Here is a 21158-nt window from a genome sequence, read left to right as displayed (position 1 = left end):
TGAGTCGTATTTCCACGATGATTTTGAAGCTAAAATACATTATAGAAATCTTTACACATGTTAAGATTCAGCAATTGTAAGCGTATAGGGAATATACGAAAAACATGGATGCCCTCAGTCAAGTTTTTGAAGATATTCACCTCAAAAATACCGAATATCTCTACCTTCAAGCACAAGGTAAATGGGCTTTTGAGTTAAGTCATCAAACAGCCATGATTACCTATATTTTATTATACGGTGAAGCCTTTTTTAAATTTCAAAATGGCGAACAGCTACACTTAAAAGCTGGAGATATGGCAATTATTCCTTCTGGAATGTCACATCAAGCCTATAGCCATCAAGAACAAAGATTAGTCAACATTACTCAAATAGATCATTTATTTAAAGGTTTAAGAGATGATGAAATTATCCTCGGTGACGAAGATGATAAATCTGAGAAATCTCTCATCTTCAGTATACGATCTAACATGGACAGTATTATGGGTGGACCATTGATTCAAGCCTTACCCACTTATATCCATTTAAACAATGCACTGAATGCTAGAGAGCCGGAGTGGTTAAGGATCGGGCTTTATTTCGTAGCTGATGAAACCAAGATGAACCGACCGGGTCGCCATAAGATTATGGATCACGTGGTGAGTATTATGTTAATCGAATGCGTGAGAGATTACATTTCCACGCTAACGGACCAGAATAACTGGTTAATTGCTCTTACTCACCCAGAACTGAGCCCTGCATTTTCAGCGATTCACAGCCAACCAGAACGAAACTGGACTGTAGAATCATTGGCAGAAACTTGCTTTATGTCGCGTTCAAAATTCGCTCATTTATTTCAAAATATGGTGAATGAAACACCATTAGCATACTTACAGAAACACCGTTTAAGATTAGCCAGTCAACTTTTACGCTTGAGCCAGCTTTCAATCCAACAAATCGCGCACAAAGTTGGTTATTCATCAGAGACTGCATTTAGTCAAGCCTTCAAAAAACATTATCTATGCAGTCCAAGCCAGTATCGGAATACTTATTTGAATTAATCGAATTAAATAAATCATAGCAAAATAAAAAAGCACCGAAGTGCTTTTTTTATGAAGATAGAATTACTGGTGAGTTACTTAATTTTTGCAACTGACTTTAAATACTCAGTGTAATCTTTAAGTAATTGTGTACCACGATAGTTTTGATAAAGCTGTGCAAGCTGCTGTTTTTCTTCAGCCGAAATCGAATCCATAGATGGTTTTTTTACCTCAGCCACACCGATAATTACCATTTCATTTGGTAATTGAGCTGTAGTCACAGACCACATTCCTGCTTTAGGTGCAGGCACACTAAATGCAGCACGTTCAATTTCTCGTTTAAGACCTTGAGAACGAGTAAACACACCTGCATTTACGAAAGATTGCTGATGCTTAGTTAAAACCTGCTGTGAAGGTAGTGTTTTAAAATCCTTTAACATTGCAGCAACTTTTGCTTGAGCAGCTTCATATGCCTTTTGATTCAACAGCTTTTCTTTAACCTTCGCTTTGGCTACTGATAAAGGTTGAACACCAGCTTCACGGTATTCACGAACTTTCAACCAAACTGTATCACCATTCGCCAATTGTATATTGCTGGTCGCATTACGATCACCATTTTTTACATCTTGACTAAAGATCTTAGCTTTTACAGCAGGATCCGCTAGGACTGTATTTTGAGTGGCAAGAGTTACATTATTCGCAGTAACCAATTTAGCCGATTTTAATTCCTGAGGGACTACATCTAAAGCATCGCTACTTACAACGAGCTCATTCAAACCATTTACTAGATCAGAATAAGCATTGGCATTTTTAGATTTTAATAAATCAGCTTCAAGACGTGCTTTTTCAGACTCAAAACTAGCAACATTCACTTGAGCAGCTTTAGCTTGAATAATATGTACACCAAAATCGGTTTTTACTGGCTTAGAAATCGTACCTTTTGAAGCTTGAACTGCATTATCAAAAGCATCACCGAATACACCGGCTTCATAACCATCAACTCGACCCGCATTATCTTTGGAACTAGAATCTTCAGAATACTGTTGAGCAGCCTCTGCAAAAGATAATCCTGATTGAATTTTTGCATAAACATCATTGGCTATTTTTTCAGCCTCAAGCGCAGTACGATTATCTGTTGTAATCAAAATATGTTGGACTTCAACTTTGGCATTTTTATTTTGTTGAGTTACATATTGATCATAAGCTTGTTTTAATTCTGCATCTGTAACAGTTGTTGTGGCATTTGCTACCATAGCAGGCGTTACCAATACATAATCAAGATCAACTGAGGCAGGTTGCTTAAACAGCACTTTATGTTTTTCATAATAAGCAGCGACTTCAGCATCAGTTATTTTTACAGACGTTTTGTAATCATCCAATTTTACAGATGACATAAATAACGTACGTTGCTCACCTTGTAGATTTGCGATTTGCTGAATATCACTTTGGCTTACCAAAGAATTATCACGAATGCTTGAAACTAACATTTGAAGCGCATGATCTTGTCTTAAATTTTGGATTAGACCCTGGCTCGTCATATTAATTGATCGAAGATAGTTTTCATAAGCTTGTTGTGAAAATTTACCATCAACCTGCAGACTTGGCTGTTGAGCAATCATTTGTTCAATCTGAGCATCACTTAAACTGATGCCTAACTTTTCAGCCTGCTGAACCAATAAAGCACGATCAATTAAACTATCTAGAGCCATTTGTTCAATATACGATTGATTCAGAAGTGATTCATCACCTTGAACCATTTGTAAGAATTGATCTTTATAATTCTTCGTTTGAACTTCTAGCTCTTTATTAGAAATTTCTAAATCATTAACGGTTTTAGCAATCCCATCTTTGTTTCCACCACCGAAATAGCCTTCAATACCGACCAATGCCAATGGTGTCAAAAATAATACTAGAAGGACTTTGCCGAGCCACCCTTTAATGAGTTTACGAAACGATTCCATAGGTATTCCAATATTTTATTTCAAAGCGATTCTAACTGATAATCCAAACCGAATATATCAGATGAAGCCATAAATTTTCTTTTTAATAAAAAACGCGCCAAGTCGGCGCGTTTTGGACTTAATAAGAATTAAGCTACAGAATCTTTTAAACCTTTACCAGCTTTAAAGCTAGGAACTTTGCTTGCTTTAATTTGTAATTCTTCGCCAGTTTTCGGGTTACGACCAGTGCGTGCAGCACGATCTTTAACGCTGAAAGTACCAAATCCTACTAAAGTAACAGAGTCACCTTTTTTCAGCGCTTCGCCAATAGAAGCAATAGTCGCGTCCAATGCCTTACCAGCATCAGTCTTAGACAATCCCCCTTTCTCTGCAATCGCATCAATCAATTCTGATTTATTCATGAAGATTACGTCCTCTTATATCGTTTGTTTAAAATCCAAGGCTTGTATTTTAAAAGGCCATGACGACTTTATAGCAATGCTTTGGGGGGAAACGCAATACTGCTCGACCTGTTTTGATCAAAATAAGCGACAAAAAATACCAAAATTACAGTTTTATCTCTAAATCCATCATTTTTTTTCGAGTTTGGCTCGTAAAGCTTGATTTTCAGCAATGAGCACATCTAATTTCTGGTGAATATCTAAAATCATATTCTCAAGATGTTGTACATCTTTAGTTGAGACGAGCCCAATACGATTAAGCGAAGTACTCACCCCATGATCTAAAAGTTTTTCCACCTTATCTTTTTTATCCGTAACAGACTCTTTAGTTTTTTCCGCAACTTTGTTTACTGTTTGATCTGTAAATTCAACCGTTTTTGATTCAAGCTCTTCACCAACTTTGACTAAAGAGTCAAACATTTTATTACCTTCTTCCTCTGCGCGAGAAAAAGCACCTAAACCAGCAAGCCAAATTTGTTTAGTATATTTACGAAAATCAAGTGTGGACTTGCGTTGATGCTTTGTTTTACGTGAGTTTGCAGGTTGTGAGTTGTCCATTAATTCCTGTTCTTTATTGTTATTTACATCTTGATCCACCGTTACACTCCTGTATATTTTAGCCTCTAAACTGACTATTCGTGCATAAAATACATTGATAATATCAAATATCGCTATTGAACCTTGTTCAAAACTGTTCTACAAAGCAATGATAAATGATGTAATCTTAGACTTAATTTAAGTTTGTGTTAATAGAACTTTTTAGATTTATTAAATTTGAATAGGATTTTTTTATGAGTGAATCGCAACAACAACAAGGTCATACCCGTTTGTTGCTTAACATTGTTATGTTAGTTTTAGAGACATTCTATTCTTTCGTCTTAAAACATGACCGTGTTGTTCGCCTTCAAGCAAAAAAATTTGTAGAACAACAAATTACAATTAAAATGAATAGCTATATCCCCTATTTTGACTTTTATATCCAATTTACGGATAAAGGCATCTTATTTGACCTTCAAGCGCCAGAAAAAGAACCTGACCTCAAGGTAAGTAGTACTTTAGTCGATATCATTCAAATTTTCGGGTTCGCAAACCGCAGAAGTTTAAAAAAAATGCGTATTGAAGGTGATCAAACCCTTAAAGACGAATTCAGAGATTTAGCATTGCATCTCTCAACACCGAAATTACTTTCAGATTGGAAAAACTGGTTAACAACAGCTTCTGAAGACCAAGATACAAAGGCTTCGAGAAAACGCATTGCACCATTACTTGAAAAAATTGACTTACAAAGATCTAAAATCAATACACTTCAAGTAGAGGTAAAACAATATAAAAATCGTATTCGTCGCATGCAATCCAACCAAAAACGTATCAACATTGCATTCGGGATAGTTTCGGTTCTATTCGTGGCTTTAATCGTGTATAATTTATTGAATATTTATTAAAATAATAAAGTTTTATCTGTTTGAATCCTCGCCATATTTAATTCCGATTAATTTAGTTGGTTTTTAGAAAAAATACTTGACTAAATTAGTCGGAATTCATAAAATTTCATCATCTAGCCTTTTACACGTGTATCGAATCATGCGCTTAACCACTCGCGGTCGCTACGCAGTGACTGCATTACTTGATCTAGCTTTGCAGCCGACTGAACAAACCATTACTTTGGCAGAAATTGCTACTCGCCAAACTATTTCTGTGGCTTATTTAGAACAACTATTTGCTAAATTAAAGCGTCATGGCTTGGTTTCGAGTGTACGTGGTGCTAATGGTGGATACCATTTAGCGCGTAATGCTTCTGATATTACGGTCTTAGAAATTATTGAAGCTGTAAACGAAACTGTTGATGCAACACGTTGTGACCACAAAGGTAACTGCCAAAATGGCGCAATGTGTCTAACTCACGATTTATGGCAAGAACTCTCCCTCCACATTGCCGATTACTTAGCTAAAATCTCTCTTGCTGATTTAGTTGCTCGCGATAACGTTCAAACTGTTGCGATCCGCCAGAATACAGCTCCATTAGATTCAGCCCTTTTATCGGTTACAGGTATTTGACATGAAACGTCCAATTTATCTTGATTATGCTGCAACGACTCCAGTCGACCCACAAGTTGCTGAGCGCATGATGGAATGCCTTACATTCGATGGGACTTTTGGTAACCCTGCATCACGTTCGCACGCATATGGTTGGCAAGCTGAAGAAAAAGTTGAATACGCTCGTGAGCAAGTTGCAAATCTTGTAAAAGCAGATCCACGCGAAATCGTTTGGACATCTGGCGCTACAGAATCTGACAACCTTGCACTAAAAGGTGTTGCACAGTTCTACGCTTCAAAAGGCAAACACATTATTACGAGTAAAATTGAACATAAAGCAATTTTAGATACTTGCCGTGAATTAGAACAAGAAGGCTTTGAAATTACCTATCTTGAACCAGAAGCTCAAACAGGTCTAATTACTCCTGAAATGGTTCAAGCTGCTTTACGTCCTGATACAATTCTTGTTTCATTAATGATGGTCAATAATGAAATTGGTACTGTGACTGATGTTGCCGCTATTGGTGAATTAACTCGTGCGAATAAGACATATTTCCACGTAGATGCCGCCCAAGCTGCTGGTAAAGTTGAAATCGATTTATCAACCATGAAAATTGATTTAATGAGTTTCTCTGCTCACAAAATTTATGGCCCTAAAGGTATCGGTGCACTTTACGTACGTCGTAGTCCACGTGTGCGTCTTAAAGCTCAAATGCATGGTGGTGGTCATGAGCGCGGTATGCGTTCTGGTACGCTTGCAACTCACCAAATCGTTGGTATGGGTGAAGCATTTGAACTTGCAGGTAAAAACCTAGTTGCTGAACAAACTCGCTTACGCACTCTACGTGACAAACTTTGGAATGGTCTACAAGATCTTGAACAAGTTTTCTTAAATGGTCATCCGACTCAAAACGTAGCAAACTACTTAAACGTAAGTTTTAACTTCGTTGAGGGTGAATCTTTAATGATGTCACTTAAAGACGCTGCTGTTTCATCTGGTTCAGCTTGTACTTCTGCAACATTAGAACCTTCTTATGTTCTTCGTGCATTAGGCTTATCTGATGAGTTAGCACACAGTTCAATTCGCTTCAGTTTTGGTAAATATACGACTGAAGAAGATATTGATCATGTGCTAGAAGTAACTAAAGCTGCTGTAGAAAAATTACGTGACCTTTCTCCACTTTGGGATATGTACAAAGAAGGGATTGATCTGTCGAAAGTTGAATGGACAGAACACTAATTTAAACCAAACACATGCATCTTATTAAGCTTAAATATTGAAATTTAATAAGATGCACCCATATTAAATATTATCAGCCGACCCTGAGGTTTGGAGACGCATCATGGCTTATAGCGAAAAAGTGATTGATCATTACGAAAATCCTCGTAATGTTGGTGTTTTAGATAAAAACGCAGAAAACGTAGGTACAGGTATGGTCGGTGCACCAGCTTGTGGTGACGTTATGCGTCTTCAAATCCAAGTGGATGAGAATGGTGTAATTGAAGAAGCTCGCTTCAAAACTTACGGATGTGGTTCTGCAATTGCTTCAAGTTCACTTGTAACTGAATGGCTAAAAGGTAAAACTTTAGACCAAGCACAGCAAATCAAGAATATTGATATTGCAAATGAACTTGCGCTTCCTCCTGTAAAAGTACACTGCTCTGTACTTGCAGAAGATGCAATTAAAGCTGCAGTAGAAGACTACCGTAGCAAAAAAGCGAAAGCTTAATTTAGCGCTTGATGATTGAATGGAGTTTTCATGATCAATTTAACTGAAAATGCTGCAACTCATATCAGCAATTATTTATTGAATCGCGGTAAGGGTGAAGGTATTCGCGTTGGTGTGAAAACTTCAGGTTGTTCTGGATTGGCTTATGTTCTCGAATTCGTTGATGAAGTTGATGAACATGATCAAGTCTTTGAACAGTTTGGGGTTAAAGTTTTCGTTGATCCGAAGAGCCTTGTTTATCTAGAAGGTATGGAAATGGACTATGTTAAAAATGGTCTAAACGAAGGTTTTGAATTCAACAACCCAAACAAAAAAGGTGAATGTGGTTGTGGTGAATCTTTCACTGTTTAAAATAATCATTCTCTTTTTACCTGATTAAAACAGTGCCCTGCACTGTTTTAATTCTATTCAGCGCCCATTTTTATTTCTCACTATTTTGGAATTCCAAATCCATGAATCATTTTGAGTTGTTTAATCTCCCTGTAGCACTCGATATTGATTTAGCAACTTTGAAAGCTAACTTTCTAAAATTGCAGCAACAATATCATCCAGATAAAGCTGAAAATAAAGACCAAGCCTTGATCAAATCTAGCGAAATCAATCAAGCTTATAAAGTTTTATCTCAAGTTGACAGCCGTGCTGGATATTTACTTACACTCAAAAAACAAGACTATCATTTAGATCAATCCATCAATGATTTCGAATTTTTACAATCTGCATTAGAAATTCGTGAACAGTTAGATGAAGCTCAAAGTTCTGAACAACTTTCATCTTTAAAAACTGAAGTGCAACAATGGATTGATGGTTTAGTTCGCGAATTCAAAATAGACTATGAAGCTGAAGATTGGGCTGAGTCTCGCGATACTGTTCGAAAATTACGTTTCTTCCAAAAAGTGATGAATGATATACATCAAGCTGAAGATCGTATTCTCGATGATGAAGATTTTGACTTAGATGACGAATTCTAATTTTATTTTTTTGTTTTATTTTCAAGGGATTTAACACATGGCACTCTTGCAAATTGCTGAACCTGGACAATCAAGTGCGCCACATGAACATCGCATTGCTATTGGTATTGATTTAGGTACGACCCACTCTCTTGTAGCAACTGTGCTTTCTGGCAAACCTAAAGTTCTAAATGATGAACAAGGTCAAGTGTTACTTCCTTCTATCGTACATTATGCTGAAAACTCTACTGTGCTCGGCAATGACGCAAAACCGTTTATAACTCGTGACCCACAGAATACTATTGTTTCTGTAAAACGTTTTATGGGACGCTCAAAAGCTGATATTAAATTTCAACACCCATATCAATTGGTGGGTGAAGACAATCAGATGCCTGCTTTTGAAACAGCGCAAGGTCGTAAAACACCTGTCGAAATTTCTGCTGAAATTCTAAAAAACCTAAAAGATCGCGCTGAAGCAGGTTTAAAGAATCCCATAAATGGTGCTGTCATTACAGTACCTGCCTATTTTGATGAGGCACAACGCCAAGCAACACGAGACGCTGCACAGCTCGCTGGTTTAAACGTACTGAGATTATTAAACGAACCTACAGCAGCAGCTGTAGCGTATGGTTTAGATCAAGCAACAAATTTAAGTACAGATCAAAACTATGTGATTTATGACTTAGGTGGTGGTACTTTCGACGTATCCATCCTACGTTTCTCACAGGGTGTATTTGAGGTACTCGCTACAGGTGGACACACTGCACTTGGAGGTGATGATTTAGATCGTCTTATCGTCAAGTGGGCTAAAAAATCGCTCAATATCGAGACCTTAGATGATAACGAGTATGCACACTTCCTTGTTGCAGCACGTAAAGCGAAAGAAGCTTTATCGGACCAAGATCAAGTTAATCTTCAGCTTTTAGAAAACGAATTAACATTGGATCGTGCAATGTTTGAAAGCATCATTAAAGTTGCTCTAGATAAAACGATTTCAGTGTGCAAACGAGTATTACGTGATGCTAAATTGGAATTAGACGATATTAAAAATGTCGTTTTAGTTGGTGGCTCTACTCGCTCTTATGCGGTACAAAAAGCTGTAGCAGAAGTATTTAGTCAAGAACCCCTGTGTACCATTAATCCAGATGAAGTCGTTGCAATTGGTGCTGCAATTACTGCCAACCAATTAATTGGTAATAGCACCGATGGTTCTTTGCTACTTGATGTAACACCATTATCACTTGGTATTGAAACCATGGGGGGATTAGTAGAGCGATTAATTTCACGTAATACTGCAATTCCTGTCGCTCGTCGTCAAGAGTTCACCACGTATCAAGATGGTCAAACTGCGATGTTAATCCATGTTGTCCAAGGTGAGCGCGATTTAGTAGAACATTGCCGTAGTCTCGGACGTTTTGTTTTACGCGGCATTCCACCGATGACTGCTGGTCAAGCACGCATTGAAGTGACTTATCAAGTCGATGCTGACGGTCTCTTATCGGTATCTGCTCGTGAAACAACATCTAACGTCTCAGCTCAGATTGATATTAAACCATCGTATGGTTTATCTGATACTGATATGGAGCGCCTACTGGTTGATGGTTTTAAATTTGCAGCAGAAGATAAAGCCCTTCGTCATTTACATGAAACTAGAGTTGAAGCTCAACGAGAACTTGAAGCTCTTTCTCAAGCGCTTAAAGCTGATATTAAACTCTTGACTGAACAGGAAGCTCAGGATTTAATTTCTGCACAAACTCATTTGGCTCAACAACTTGAAACTTCTGATATTGAAGCAATTGAAGCTGCTGTTGCTGCGTTAAAAGTTCATAGTGATGCATTTGCTGCAAAACGAATGAATCAACATATTGATCATGCTCTCAAAGGCACTAAGCTTGACGATTGGTCAAACTCAAACTAAACATAGGTAAAAATTTATGCCACGTATTAAAGTTCTTCCACATGCGCAAATTTGCCCTGAAGGTGCTGAGTTTGAAGTTGAGCAAAATGCCAATCTTTGCGAAAGCCTTCTAAAAAATGGTATTAAAATTGAACATGCTTGTGATATGTCTGCAGCTTGTACGACCTGCCATGTCATTGTTCGTAAAGGTTTTGACGGCCTTGAAGAAATGAATGATGTAGAAGCAGATTTACTCGATCGTGCTTGGGGTCTAGAGCCAGATTCACGTCTTTCTTGCCAAGTAAAAATTGAAAATGATGATTTAGAAGTTGAAATTCCGAAGTACACGATTAACCATGCTTCTGAAAATCATTAATCATTTGTAAAACCATAAAAAAAGGTCACTTAAGTGACCTTTTTATTTGTGTAGATATAAGATCCTAATTTAGATATTTTACTTCATCGGACAGTTTTAATTTCACAATACCAGAAGAGTTGGTTAAATCCTGCTGAAGTTTAATACGTTCAATCATTTTTTCTAAAACTGCGATTAATTCAGCATATTCGTAATTTTGTACTTCTTCCATATTCAGCACCAGCTGAAACCCTTTGTACTCATAATCAAACCAATGTTGATGGGTTTGCTTGGTGCTATATTTTTCCATGACCTGCCAACTCTTAATCGAACCATGAATCCCTTTCAGTTCTACAGGTTCCTGAGGTGCACAAAGATAATAGTTTTTAACTAACTTATAAGTCTCATCCGAGATTAAAATTTCATCAATTTCTGCAGCATTTTGAAGTCTTGCAGCTAAATTCGCATCCCGCCCAACAATGGTATATGCCATTCGATGAACTGCACCATAGTTACCAACGTGACAATAACCAGTACTAATGCCCATACGTATATGCAGTGCTGAGTATCCCATTTTCACCCAGCGTTCACGCAAAAATTTCATTTGTTGACGCATTGCCATCGCCATATCGATGCAATTTTTGGCATCTTGTTCAACCCCTTGCGAATCTGGATCTCCAAAAAAAATGAGAATCGCGTCTCCCATAAACTTGTCAATTGTTCCACCATATTGCTTAGCAATTTCAGTCATATGGCTCAGATAGTCATTCAAAACAAAAGCTAAGTCATCTGGAATAAGAGTCTCTGAAAGCTCAGTAAATCCCTGAATGTCAGAGAAAAAAATCGTAATTTTTTTTCGTTTATATTCAAGTTTCGCTTCAGTTTCACCACGCATGATAGATTGCCACAATTGAATTGGTGCATAGCGGCTTAACTGATTCGATAACTCAATATATCGATTCATTTCTTTAAAATAAGTTTGACGTTGAACATCTAATTTTTTTACACGTCGATTCTGATAATAATTAGCAAAATTCACAAAAAGAATCGCACATATACACGAGACTACGGACAATTCGATTGAAGTTTGCTGGAAATAGTCTTCAAAACCAAAAATAAAAATTGTACAAATATAAAAAACAATGATCGCAACTAAAATTGCAATCGAACTCACCATCATCGAAATTTTATTATTAACGGCGGTATACACTAATCCAAACAGGAAAACAAATGTAGGCAACAAACTTAAATGCACTGCTGCTAAGGCGGTAGCTACAACAACAACATCAATAATAAAGAACGCAAAACGTCTGGTTTTACTACCATAACGATATTGGATACTGTGTGAAATTCGGGGCGCTAATAGAATCAGCAAGAAAATAAATAGAGGGTATAAAATCTGATAATTTTGGTTTTGTGAAGTGAAATAATAGATCACAACAAGAATCGCGATCATCACATACCCCATCATCCTGAGGAGTACTTCAAATTGCTGTGGCTCTTTATCCAGCATTCGTTCAAATGGCAATTGCTATTACCTCAATTCACATTATTTTTATTCTTCCCTGAAATTGACGTATTTACTCCATACGCCAATCGAAAGGCATGTCACCTTGACCACGAAGCGCGAGCATGAGCGTTTGACGCATATGCGCTAAAACATCATTACTGTAAGGAACTGCAGGTGAAGCACCCCAAACAGGCTTAGGCCATGCAGAATCATTCTGATAACGAACTACATGATGAAAATGAAGTTGAGGAACCATATTTCCTAGTGCTGCAACGTTCATTTTATCCGCACGGAAAACTCGAGATAATTGACTAGATAACCAGCTAGATTCTCTTAAAAATTGTTCTTGGTCTGCTTGGCTTAATTCATATAATTCAGTTACACCTGGAACACGCGGTACCAAAATCAACCATGGAAATTGCATGTCATTCATTAAACGACAAGTTGAAAGTGGAAAGTCGCCAACAAAAAAAGTATCTTGAGCAAGTTGTGGATGCAAACTAAACATATATTTATAAATGACGCAAAAATTAAATGGATAGCTAATACTAACACAACAGTTTTAGACTGAGTATTATTAGTCATGTGTTTCGATACAAAAAAATATGTATTTCATTGATTTGAATCTCACTCATTCATTGCAATGCATCGCTAAAAAATCAACCTATAAGGTTGACTGTCAGCCAGTGCATTTTGAGCAACGAACAAGTATAGATTCAAGCCCAACTTAGATCAGTTAAGCCCTCTCATCAATTCATCTAAAAGATCATTAATAAACTGAATTCTTTTGTCATTTTCCTCAAGCATAACCATCACTTTCAGACGTTGACCACCGTCCATTCTAAAAAATGTCGGATGTTTTTGCATCATTTGGATAATACTCATCGCTTGAACAGGAGTATCAGGTGAAAATTCAATTTGGCCACCCTGCTTACTCAAATCAATCTTGGTAATACCTAATTTTTCTGCTTTTATACGCACCTGATGAACAGTAAAAAGATATTTCACTTGTTGAGGTAGCACACCAAAACGATCGATAAGCTCCATACGGATATGATCGAGTTTTTCTTGTGTATCCGTGTTACTAATTCGCTTATAGAACAATAAACGCTGATGCACATCACCTAAATATTCATCTGGAATTAATGCAGGCATATGTAAACTAATTTCAGCCGTGAGTGACAAAGGGGCATCAAAGTTAGGAGTCTTACCATTTTGGATGGCTTTAGTCGCTTTCTCAAGCATTTCCATATATAGACTATATCCAATTGCATGCATTGAACCACTTTGCTGCTCACCTAGAAGCTCGCCTGCTCCACGTATTTCTAAATCCTCTGTTGCCAATACAAAACCAGCGCCTAAAGTAGAAGCACGCTGAATGGCATCAAGTCGTTTTTCAGCATCACCTTTTAAGCCTTTAATAGACGGAACCATCAGATACGCATAGGCTTGATGATGAGAGCGCCCCACACGACCACGCAGTTGATGAAGTTGTGCCAAACCTAGCTTGTCTGCTCGCTCGATGATAATTGTATTGGCATTTGGTACATCAATTCCCGTTTCAATAATGGTCGAACACACCAATACATTATATTCTTTATGATAAAACTGCTGCATGACCTGCTCTAACTCACGCTCACGCATTTGACCATGCGCAACTGCAACCCGAGCTTCAGGAACTAACAACCGAATATTTTCAGCCGCTCGTTCAATGGTATCCACTTCATTATGCAAAATATAAACCTGACCACCACGTAATAGTTCACGCAAGATCGCCTCTTTCATCGTGGCATCGGTCTGCTCATTGACAAAGGTCTTAACAGCAAGACGGCGTGCAGGTGGTGTAGCAATAATTGAGAGGTCACGCATACCTGAAAACGCCATATTTAACGTACGCGGGATTGGCGTAGCTGTTAGCGTCAGCATATCTACATCGGCACGCATCGCTTTAATACGTTCTTTATCTCGCACACCAAAGCGATGTTCTTCATCAACAATCATCAATCCAAGTTGTTTAAACTGGACATTTTCCTGCAAAATTTTATGTGTTCCAATAACGATATCGACTTTACCGTCTGCCAAATCTTCGATCGTTTTTAAATGTGTTTTATTTGAACCAAATCGAGATAACACTTCAATACGGATAGGCCAATCAGCAAATCGGTCTTTGAAGGATTCATAATGCTGTTGTGCAAGTAAAGTTGTTGGAACTAAAACAGCAACTTGCTTATTGTTTTGTACAGCAACAAAAGCAGCTCTCATCGCCACTTCTGTCTTACCAAATCCAACATCACCACAGACTAAACGATCCATTGGTTTAGCTTGTTGCATGTCGTATAAAGTCGCTTCGATAGCATTCGCTTGATCAAGCGTTTCTTCATAAGCAAAACCACTGACAAATTGCATATAAGCAGTGTGGTCTAGTTCAAATTCGATGCCTGGTTTTGAATGACGTCGTGCTTGAATATGAAGTAGTTCGGCTGCAACATCATGTATTTGCTCTAGTGCTTTGCGCTTAGCTTTATTCCAAGCATCAGTACCAAGTTTATGCAGTGGTGCTAAATCAGGATCACCTCCACTGTATCGACTAATCAGATGCAAATTGGTGACAGGAACATAGACTTTGGCATCATCAGCATAATTAAGTTGCAAAAATTCGTGGTCTTGATCATCAATACATAAATTCACTAATCCCGCATAGCGACCTACACCGTGATCAATATGAACTACAGGTGCACCTATACTTAATTCAGTTAAACTTTTAACTAAGAACTCTTCAGAAACTTCATGCTGGCGTTTTCTACGGCGTTGTACAACACGATGCTCATAGAGTTGATTTTCTGAAATGACAGATATTTGTCCTTTAATCTCCAAGCCACGTTCAAGTGGTGCATGCGTTACTGCTACTGAATATTGTTGATTAATAAATTCCTGATAATGCTCTACAACAGGAATTTCACCCATACTCGCTCGTAAGGAGTCCTTTAACGATTCACGACGTCCCGCACTTTCAGCGACGAGTAAGACAGGGTGTTGCGCAGCATCAATAAATGATTTTACAGCATGAAAAGGCTGTTGATGTTTAGGCTCTACCGCTAAACGAGGTGGCTGTTCAGCAGAGGTATTAATTACACCCGCTTTAGGTTCAAAAACTTCGTCAAATGCGATAATACGAGGAAACTGATTGAGTTGTTCAAAAATTTGATTTTGTTGAAAGAAGATTTGTTCTGGAGCTAATAAAGGTTGATCAACATTATGACGTCGGTCTTCATAACGCTGATAAATATCTTTCCAAAATTGAGTTAATTCACTTTCAATATTTCGATCTGTAATGACAATGGAATGATTTGGTAAGTATGATGTAATACTACTTTGTTCTAGCATTTCTTTTTTTGAAAAGAACAGCGGAAAGTAATAGTCCAATCCGGGTGAAGATATACCCTCCATTACATCCTGATAAATTGGATTCTTTTTCGGGTTCGCCGTTGGAAACTCTTCAGCATAACGGTCTCGAAATTGAGCTCTACCTTCTTTTAAAGGAAACTCTTTAGCTGGTAAAACCTTAAAATGTTCAAGTTTCGTCGTGGTCCTTTGAGTTTCTGGATCAAAAAATTTCAAAGAATCAATTTCATCATCAAACAAATCTATTCGAATTGGAGCATCTTGCCCTGAAGCAAAAATATCAACTAAACTTCCCCGAACAGCAAATTCTCCATGATCATATACAGTATCGACCAAATGATAACCAGCCTGAATCAGGCGTTGTTTCTGCTTTTCTAAATCAAATTTTTGCCCAACGCTAATATCAAAATGCTCACCTAACACCCAAGACGTCGGCGCAACACGTTGTGCCAAAGTTGTGCTTGAAATGAGTAGTATCCCTTTTGCTGGCATATTAGAGAGCACTGATAATCTTTCTGAGACAATATCTTGATGCGGAGACAACCGATCGTAAGGTAAGATCTCCCAATCTGGAAAGATGGTGGGCTTCACACCATAAAATTCAAGTTCACTCTCAAGTTGAGCTAAATGTTGATTATTTCTAGCTACCAGAACAAAGAGTCGATCAGAGTTTTGACTTATTTCTTTTAAAAGCAAAGCGATGGCAGAGCCTTTAAGCGCCCCTAACCATCTTTTTTCGCCAGATTTTATTTGTGATAGATTAAGTTGAGAAATTTCTTTTTGGAACATGAAGATCGCTTTAAAAGTCTGGTAGGACATTGCACTATTTTATCATGTTCAAAATCGAGAATGAGTTATTTTTAGATATCACAAACATTCAGTCGCAAACATTAGCGCTCACGTTTGAATTCACGATAATAATCATTGAGCAATATCACGAATTTTTTTAACTGTTCTAGATTCTGTTGATTATTACCTAATCTCGTAGTAAAACGACCTGTATTCAACTCGAGATCTATTTTCTCTTTGATCAACATTCCCCGATAAAATAAATTTTCCAAATCATCAAAACGAGTAACCTTTCGGTTCGAAAAATATGACAATCTTTCATTTAGTTCATTCAAAACAACGTCATCGATAATATATCCTAATTCAGGATCATGACGAATTTGATGGGTCTGTAAATAAACTTGCTCAGCCGATGGTTTTTTTTGAAACAAATCAGAAATTTTTTTAAACATAGTTCGGTAAGAAAAGCTGAAAACTCAAAATAATGTTTTATCTTAGCATTTGGTCACGAATACACCTATATTCATGACCAAAAAGCACTCAAACTAAAATTAACCGTAATTTTTTCTTAAATATTCTACAATCTTCTTCGATTCGAACAATTTTACGCCTGTATTAGGATCAACTAAATACGGGACTTGTATATCCTTCCCCTTGCGATTCATTACCTTTACAACCTGCTCGCGTTTACCGCCAGCCAAAGGAATATATTTCCCAGGCTTCAATCGTAAAATCGCTGGTCCTTGATCCTGCCAACGTTCTTTAGCAACATTATGAAACTTAAATGGTAATTCAAGTTCTGTGAGTTCAGCGCGCACGATTCTGGTGTATGGACTCGCTTCAAACCCCCACAGCTCAATTAAATGCTCGGGTTGTGGTCTCTGCTTAATCGCTTTATTTATAAAAATCCCACGAGCACCATTAATCAGTGTTCCAGCTAGAGCAACTACAGGCAATTTGGGGTAGTGTGAGAATTGCTTCGGTGTTTGACCTGTCTCACCATAATGCTTAAAAAGATAGTGAATAATATCCTGAGACTCGTAAAGTTTAGCCCCAGTATTTTCATCAATTAAAAAAGGAAATTGAATCTTACCACCAAGTGTTTTTACTTGATCTCGATAGACCCTTCCACCTTTCGGACAAGGATACACTTCGTAGTCAAGATTAAGTAAAGTCAACACCTCTCTTACACGACGACAGAATGGTGATCCTTCAAATTCGTAAAGCTTTAATGCTTTTTCTGGCTGTTTAGGAAACGGTGTACCTGAAGTCCCACGTCCACCTTCTGCAACAGCTGAAGCTAGCGCCTGAGCCACTTTTAATTGATGAATCACCATACTGATTACCTCGTTTTTGTTTTATTTAAATTAATCGACTAATTTTGTCTTGGACACAATAATTCCATTATTGTCTGCATAGATATAATCACCTGGTTGGATTGTGATATTTCCAATTTGAATCGTGATATTGGTTTCGCCCACCCCTTTGCGATTACTTTTTTGAGGTATAGCCGCAAGTGCGTGCACGCCTAGATTTAAACTCGCAATAGCATCAACATCTCTAACACAACCATTAATAATGACACCACCCCATCCATATTTAACGGCAGACTCAGCAATCATATCTCCCATCAATGCACAACGTATGGAAGAACCACCATCTACAACTAAAACTTTGCCTTGCCCATCTGTAGCGAGTAACTCTTTTACTCGTGAATTATCCTCAAAACATTTAACAGTGACAGCTTCACCCCCAAAGCTTTTTACACCGCCGTAACTTTTGAAGAATTTTCCATCAATAGATGGATACAATACTTGAATATCTAAATCAGGATGGTCATCCAGTAAATCACACGTCACAAATGTTGGCGTTGTCACTTTTTATACCCTCAGTTATGTTTTTGAATCTCTAAATTATCATAAATCTTAATTTTTTCATTTTGAGTTCTTGCGCTCACGACCATAGTATTAGCGACTTGCTCTGCTGTCACTGGCTTATATTTGAATGTATTTGGCAGAAATTGCGATACTCGCTTGAAAATACTCTGAGAAATATCTTCGAGTGTCCTTGTTTCAGCTCTTTCACCAATTAAGAGTGAAGGTCGAATGATCGCCAATTGATAGAGTGATAATGATTTTAGATAATTTTCTAACTTTCCCTTCACTTGATTATAGAAGAATGGAGATCTTTCATTCGCACCTTCCGCACTTACAATTGCAAAAAAAGTATCGGTATTCACGAGCAAATCAGCAAAATGAGCATTTATCTCAAAATCGATATTGTAAAAATTTTCTTTAGAGCCTGCTTTTTTAATTGTACTTCCTAGGCAACTAAACGCATGTGAGAATTCAGAAGCGTCCTCATCATTTAACATTAAAAAGTCATCAATGACCAACTGATCAACTTTGGTGAACTGTTCAAATTGTTCATCATGCTTACGAACAACTACGACAATTCTTTCGCAATCTACCAATTGATTCAAATGATTTACCAAAGATCGACCAACTAAACCAGTTGCCCCTATAACTATTGCACTTTTAATATTTTTAATCATTTTTTCGCCATTCCTTCCAATATTTATCTAATCTAACGTGCTAACCGCATTTTATCTGCATCAAAAATGTTGTCAAAGCATGTCAAGACTTGACTTTGCCGCATCATTTAATCACAATATGGCACTTGTTTACGGGCTGGTGTAAATTCTTCTAATGTTTGTATTTAGTTGAAATTTCAGCCCGCCCAGACCAATCAATTTCAAGGAGTGCACGAGTGGCAAACTCTGCTCAAGCAAAAAAACGTGCTCGTCAAAACGTTAAAGCACGTAAACACAACGCAAGCTTACGTTCTATGGTTCGTACTTACCTTAAACGCACAGTAGCAGCGATCGCTGCGGGTGACTACGCAGCAGCTTCTGAAGCTTACAAAACTGCAGTACCTGTAATCGACCGTATGGCTGACAAAGGTATCATCCACAAGAACAAAGCTGCTCGTCATAAGAGCCGTTTAAATGCACAAGTTAAAGCTTTAGCTTCTAACTAAGTTGCGTTAAAAAAAGCCCTTTAAGGGCTTTTTTTATATCTTAAATTTATCAATAATGCTTAAAAAATATTAAAATTACTATCTTTCTTGCTCTATAAATTCACGAATAGACAGCTCATTAGATTCACCACGCCATATCCATTTCAATTTTGCATCTATAAATGCTTCACCTTCAAACCAAACAAACAAACCTTCCATCATTTCTGGCCAATCATGTTGACCAATCTGTGTTTTACCTGAAATCACAGCCAGAATACCAGCCAGAATAGTGTCATGGCTAACCGCCAAACTTAATCCATGATTCTGTTGAGGGTGAGTTTGATAAAGCAAATGTAAAACATCAACCACACCTGTAATTGGCTGCTTCACCCCAGGTAAGGTATTGTTTACAAAGCTATTGATAAAGCCCAAAGCACCTTGTTGCTTAAAATATGGCGCAGCTTGCTCGATATCTAAAACGAAGCTACCAGGCTCGACCAAAAGCCCCTGCTCAACAATCTTAATATGATGGGTATTTGACTTAGGATTGATTTGATCAGCACCTTGAATCATCAGTGCAGCAGTATCAATACAACGTTGAATTGGACTAGAAATACAGTGTTCTATCACACGATCTGTTTGTTCAATAAGATAAGCCCCCCAAGCCTGCGCCAGATCCTTACCTTGATCAGTTAATTGCAAATCATATCCAGCGAGTCCTTGACCCACCACCATTTCACGTATTGAGTGGCGAGTAAATAGTGTAACAGGCACAGCAACATCGGGCAGTAAATCAACCGCTCTGAGCATACTTGGAGGAAGCAACTTCAGCGACATAATAATTCTAATAAATGAAATTAATTTGACTATAACACGATGAAATTATAGTTCCACTCCCCTAAAGTACATTTGACAACGCATCTAAAGCCAATTGCCTCATTTCAGGATCACGATAGGCGATAAAACCATTATTCAAAACAGTATCACGCTGATTATAGGTAAATGGCACAGAATCTAAGGTCAATAAACCACCCCCTATACTCTCTAGCAAGCCTTGTCCAGCACTAGTGTCCCACTCAGAGGTTGGATGAAATCTTGGGTAAATATCTATCTCACCCTCAAGCATCATACAAAATTTGTAAGCACTTCCAGCTTCACGACGTATAACCGGTATTTCTCTTTCAATATAATCAATATAGTGTTGATACTTAAGATTTTTACTACTATGACTCAGTCCAATTTGGATGGCATCGACTGGTGAGGCTTTAAATTTGCAATATTTTTCCCAAATATTGTTCATAAATGAATATTTATAAGGAAGATCCGTCAAATAGCCCATATACATAACTTGCTCTGTCGGCACGACTATGACTGAAAATACAGTTTGATGGTTCTGAATAAGACTCAGATTAATCGTAAATTCATCACGCTCATGAATAAACTCCTTCGTACCATCCAAAGGGTCTAGCATCCAACATTGAGGCCATTCATGTCGCTCTGAATAATCACTTTCTTCGGAAATGATCGGAATATCAGGTGTAAGTTTTGCAAGCTCTCTGAGCAGATATTGATTTACCTTTAAATCTGCTTGAGTTACAGGAGAATTGTCATCTTTTTCGTTGATTTTAAAATCACGTCCAGCACAATAATTTTGATATTCTTCTAATAATATTTGGCTTGCAACAGCCAAAATCGGAACCAAATTTAACATTTGCTGATCTTGGGGAGCATGCGTTGTGATAAACATGGATAAAACCTATTTTTTGTCTTTTGGCGCTACACACTCTAAGCATGACGATCATATTAAGAACCTCAGCTTAAATGCAGCATGATTTAATTTGCATTTTTGGATTTATATTTATAGTAGCAAACCTATAAAATATAACCACTTTGAAACACATAACCCATTTCAATCATAAGAACTCTAACACTTTTAAAACAAAATCCGAAGCGTGATTGCCAACAATCCTCAATTCATCTTAAATAACACCCGCAATAGTTCCAAAAATCAGAGCGCACCTTAGAGTCAATATCACCATAAAAAATAAGCCTTCTTTAA

Annotated in this window: 22 protein-coding genes; 10 read left to right on the top strand and 12 right to left on the bottom strand. The window is 37.5% G+C overall.

Annotation, left to right across the window (positions count from 1 at the left end):
* The first annotated feature begins 104 nt into the window (after positions 1-104).
* Positions 105-1037, top strand: a complete 933-nt coding sequence (locus AC1M84_RS05930) for an AraC family transcriptional regulator (RefSeq protein WP_481594613.1) — start codon at positions 105-107, stop codon at positions 1035-1037.
* Between the two features lie 74 nt (positions 1038-1111).
* Here the strand turns inward: AC1M84_RS05930 and AC1M84_RS05925 are convergent, their stop codons facing one another.
* From AC1M84_RS05925 to AC1M84_RS05915, 3 genes are all read right to left on the bottom strand, one after another.
* Positions 1112-2977 (bottom strand): SurA N-terminal domain-containing protein, encoded by a 1866-nt coding sequence (locus tag AC1M84_RS05925; protein ID WP_481589963.1) that lies wholly within the window; start codon positions 2975-2977, stop codon positions 1112-1114.
* 128 nt (positions 2978-3105) lie between these two features.
* A complete protein-coding gene (locus AC1M84_RS05920; RefSeq protein WP_035263613.1) occupies positions 3106-3378 on the bottom strand; it encodes an HU family DNA-binding protein in 273 nt (90 codons plus the stop codon).
* A 168-nt stretch (positions 3379-3546) separates the two neighbouring features.
* A complete protein-coding gene (locus tag AC1M84_RS05915; protein ID WP_092766445.1) occupies positions 3547-3975 on the bottom strand; it encodes a phasin family protein in 429 nt (142 codons plus the stop codon).
* Positions 3976-4208: 233 nt separating this feature from the next.
* Between AC1M84_RS05915 and AC1M84_RS05910 the strand changes: the two genes are divergently transcribed.
* The 8 genes from AC1M84_RS05910 (at position 4209) to fdx (ending at position 10401) form a co-directional block, all read left to right on the top strand.
* Positions 4209-4859 (top strand): hypothetical protein, encoded by a 651-nt coding sequence (locus AC1M84_RS05910; protein WP_092766334.1) that lies wholly within the window; start codon positions 4209-4211, stop codon positions 4857-4859.
* Positions 4860-4998: 139 nt separating this feature from the next.
* The gene (locus AC1M84_RS05905) at positions 4999-5472 is read left to right on the top strand and encodes an Rrf2 family transcriptional regulator (protein WP_035263618.1); all 474 of its coding nucleotides are present in this window, start codon (positions 4999-5001) and stop codon (positions 5470-5472) included.
* Position 5473: 1 nt separating this feature from the next.
* The gene (locus tag AC1M84_RS05900) at positions 5474-6691 is read left to right on the top strand and encodes an IscS subfamily cysteine desulfurase (RefSeq protein ID WP_035263620.1); all 1218 of its coding nucleotides are present in this window, start codon (positions 5474-5476) and stop codon (positions 6689-6691) included.
* A gap of 103 nt (positions 6692-6794) precedes the next feature.
* A complete protein-coding gene (gene iscU, locus AC1M84_RS05895) occupies positions 6795-7181 on the top strand; it encodes a Fe-S cluster assembly scaffold IscU (RefSeq protein ID WP_035263622.1) in 387 nt (128 codons plus the stop codon).
* A gap of 30 nt (positions 7182-7211) precedes the next feature.
* Positions 7212-7532, top strand: coding sequence for an iron-sulfur cluster assembly protein IscA (gene iscA, locus AC1M84_RS05890; protein ID WP_035263624.1), 321 nt, complete (start codon positions 7212-7214; stop codon positions 7530-7532).
* Positions 7533-7633: 101 nt separating this feature from the next.
* Complete coding sequence (gene hscB / locus AC1M84_RS05885) at positions 7634-8149, top strand: Fe-S protein assembly co-chaperone HscB (protein WP_092766335.1); 516 nt, start codon at positions 7634-7636, stop codon at positions 8147-8149.
* A gap of 37 nt (positions 8150-8186) precedes the next feature.
* Positions 8187-10046: a Fe-S protein assembly chaperone HscA gene (hscA, locus tag AC1M84_RS05880; protein WP_481594612.1), complete on the top strand. Its 1860-nt coding sequence runs from the start codon at positions 8187-8189 to the stop codon at positions 10044-10046.
* Positions 10047-10062: 16 nt separating this feature from the next.
* On the top strand, positions 10063-10401 hold the full coding sequence (gene fdx / locus AC1M84_RS05875) for an ISC system 2Fe-2S type ferredoxin (protein ID WP_035263630.1): 339 nt from the start codon (positions 10063-10065) through the stop codon (positions 10399-10401).
* A 64-nt stretch (positions 10402-10465) separates the two neighbouring features.
* On the opposite strand, the gene AC1M84_RS05870 is transcribed toward fdx, so the two are convergent.
* From AC1M84_RS05870 to AC1M84_RS05840, 7 genes are all read right to left on the bottom strand, one after another.
* Complete coding sequence (locus AC1M84_RS05870; protein WP_481587494.1) at positions 10466-11908, bottom strand: adenylate/guanylate cyclase domain-containing protein; 1443 nt, start codon at positions 11906-11908, stop codon at positions 10466-10468.
* A 52-nt stretch (positions 11909-11960) separates the two neighbouring features.
* Positions 11961-12398 carry an HIT domain-containing protein gene (locus AC1M84_RS05865; protein WP_035263634.1) on the bottom strand — a complete coding sequence of 146 codons (438 nt, stop codon included), beginning with the start codon at positions 12396-12398 and terminating at the stop codon, positions 11961-11963.
* 224 nt (positions 12399-12622) lie between these two features.
* Positions 12623-16081 (bottom strand): transcription-repair coupling factor, encoded by a 3459-nt coding sequence (gene mfd / locus AC1M84_RS05860; RefSeq protein WP_481594659.1) that lies wholly within the window; start codon positions 16079-16081, stop codon positions 12623-12625.
* 101 nt (positions 16082-16182) lie between these two features.
* The gene (locus AC1M84_RS05855) at positions 16183-16533 is read right to left on the bottom strand and encodes a hypothetical protein (RefSeq protein WP_180027816.1); all 351 of its coding nucleotides are present in this window, start codon (positions 16531-16533) and stop codon (positions 16183-16185) included.
* A gap of 99 nt (positions 16534-16632) precedes the next feature.
* Positions 16633-17418, bottom strand: coding sequence for a glutathione S-transferase N-terminal domain-containing protein (locus AC1M84_RS05850; protein WP_180027815.1), 786 nt, complete (start codon positions 17416-17418; stop codon positions 16633-16635).
* A gap of 30 nt (positions 17419-17448) precedes the next feature.
* On the bottom strand, positions 17449-17958 hold the full coding sequence (rraA, locus tag AC1M84_RS05845) for a ribonuclease E activity regulator RraA (RefSeq protein WP_481594611.1): 510 nt from the start codon (positions 17956-17958) through the stop codon (positions 17449-17451).
* 11 nt (positions 17959-17969) lie between these two features.
* Complete coding sequence (locus AC1M84_RS05840) at positions 17970-18635, bottom strand: Rossmann-fold NAD(P)-binding domain-containing protein (protein ID WP_481594610.1); 666 nt, start codon at positions 18633-18635, stop codon at positions 17970-17972.
* Between the two features lie 215 nt (positions 18636-18850).
* On the opposite strand from AC1M84_RS05840, the gene rpsT reads away from it, so the two are divergent.
* Entirely contained in the window at positions 18851-19120 is a 270-nt protein-coding gene (rpsT, locus tag AC1M84_RS05835; RefSeq protein ID WP_035263646.1) for a 30S ribosomal protein S20, read from the top strand.
* Between the two features lie 78 nt (positions 19121-19198).
* Here rpsT and AC1M84_RS05830 read toward each other — a convergent pair whose 3' ends face one another.
* Positions 19199-19936: a histidine phosphatase family protein gene (locus AC1M84_RS05830; RefSeq protein WP_481594609.1), complete on the bottom strand. Its 738-nt coding sequence runs from the start codon at positions 19934-19936 to the stop codon at positions 19199-19201.
* Positions 19937-19997: 61 nt separating this feature from the next.
* The gene (locus AC1M84_RS05825) at positions 19998-20846 is read right to left on the bottom strand and encodes a 3'(2'),5'-bisphosphate nucleotidase CysQ family protein (protein WP_481594608.1); all 849 of its coding nucleotides are present in this window, start codon (positions 20844-20846) and stop codon (positions 19998-20000) included.
* Positions 20847-21158: the final 312 nt, after the last annotated feature.

This window comes from Acinetobacter sp. 24-47-66 (assembly GCF_056779755.1).
This window is presented reverse-complemented; position numbering and strand designations above follow the sequence as displayed.

Bases quoted from the DNA above. Each gene is read 5' to 3' on its own strand.
- AC1M84_RS05930 (WP_481594613.1), top strand. From the start codon at position 105: ATGGATGCCCTCAGTCAAGTTTTTGAAGATATTCACCTCAAAAATACC.
- AC1M84_RS05925 (WP_481589963.1), bottom strand. From the start codon at position 2,977: ATGGAATCGTTTCGTAAACTCATTAAAGGGTGGCTCGGCAAAGTCCTT.
- AC1M84_RS05920 (WP_035263613.1), bottom strand. From the start codon at position 3,378: ATGAATAAATCAGAATTGATTGATGCGATTGCAGAGAAAGGGGGATTG.
- AC1M84_RS05915 (WP_092766445.1), bottom strand. From the start codon at position 3,975: ATGGACAACTCACAACCTGCAAACTCACGTAAAACAAAGCATCAACGC.
- AC1M84_RS05910 (WP_092766334.1), top strand. From the start codon at position 4,209: ATGAGTGAATCGCAACAACAACAAGGTCATACCCGTTTGTTGCTTAAC.
- AC1M84_RS05905 (WP_035263618.1), top strand. From the start codon at position 4,999: ATGCGCTTAACCACTCGCGGTCGCTACGCAGTGACTGCATTACTTGAT.
- AC1M84_RS05900 (WP_035263620.1), top strand. From the start codon at position 5,474: ATGAAACGTCCAATTTATCTTGATTATGCTGCAACGACTCCAGTCGAC.
- iscU (WP_035263622.1), top strand. From the start codon at position 6,795: ATGGCTTATAGCGAAAAAGTGATTGATCATTACGAAAATCCTCGTAAT.
- iscA (WP_035263624.1), top strand. From the start codon at position 7,212: ATGATCAATTTAACTGAAAATGCTGCAACTCATATCAGCAATTATTTA.
- hscB (WP_092766335.1), top strand. From the start codon at position 7,634: ATGAATCATTTTGAGTTGTTTAATCTCCCTGTAGCACTCGATATTGAT.
- hscA (WP_481594612.1), top strand. From the start codon at position 8,187: ATGGCACTCTTGCAAATTGCTGAACCTGGACAATCAAGTGCGCCACAT.
- fdx (WP_035263630.1), top strand. From the start codon at position 10,063: ATGCCACGTATTAAAGTTCTTCCACATGCGCAAATTTGCCCTGAAGGT.
- AC1M84_RS05865 (WP_035263634.1), bottom strand. From the start codon at position 12,398: ATGTTTAGTTTGCATCCACAACTTGCTCAAGATACTTTTTTTGTTGGC.
- mfd (WP_481594659.1), bottom strand. From the start codon at position 16,081: ATGTTCCAAAAAGAAATTTCTCAACTTAATCTATCACAAATAAAATCT.
- AC1M84_RS05855 (WP_180027816.1), bottom strand. From the start codon at position 16,533: ATGTTTAAAAAAATTTCTGATTTGTTTCAAAAAAAACCATCGGCTGAG.
- AC1M84_RS05850 (WP_180027815.1), bottom strand. From the start codon at position 17,418: ATGGTGATTCATCAATTAAAAGTGGCTCAGGCGCTAGCTTCAGCTGTT.
- AC1M84_RS05840 (WP_481594610.1), bottom strand. From the start codon at position 18,635: ATGATTAAAAATATTAAAAGTGCAATAGTTATAGGGGCAACTGGTTTA.
- AC1M84_RS05830 (WP_481594609.1), bottom strand. From the start codon at position 19,936: ATGTCGCTGAAGTTGCTTCCTCCAAGTATGCTCAGAGCGGTTGATTTA.
- AC1M84_RS05825 (WP_481594608.1), bottom strand. From the start codon at position 20,846: ATGTTTATCACAACGCATGCTCCCCAAGATCAGCAAATGTTAAATTTG.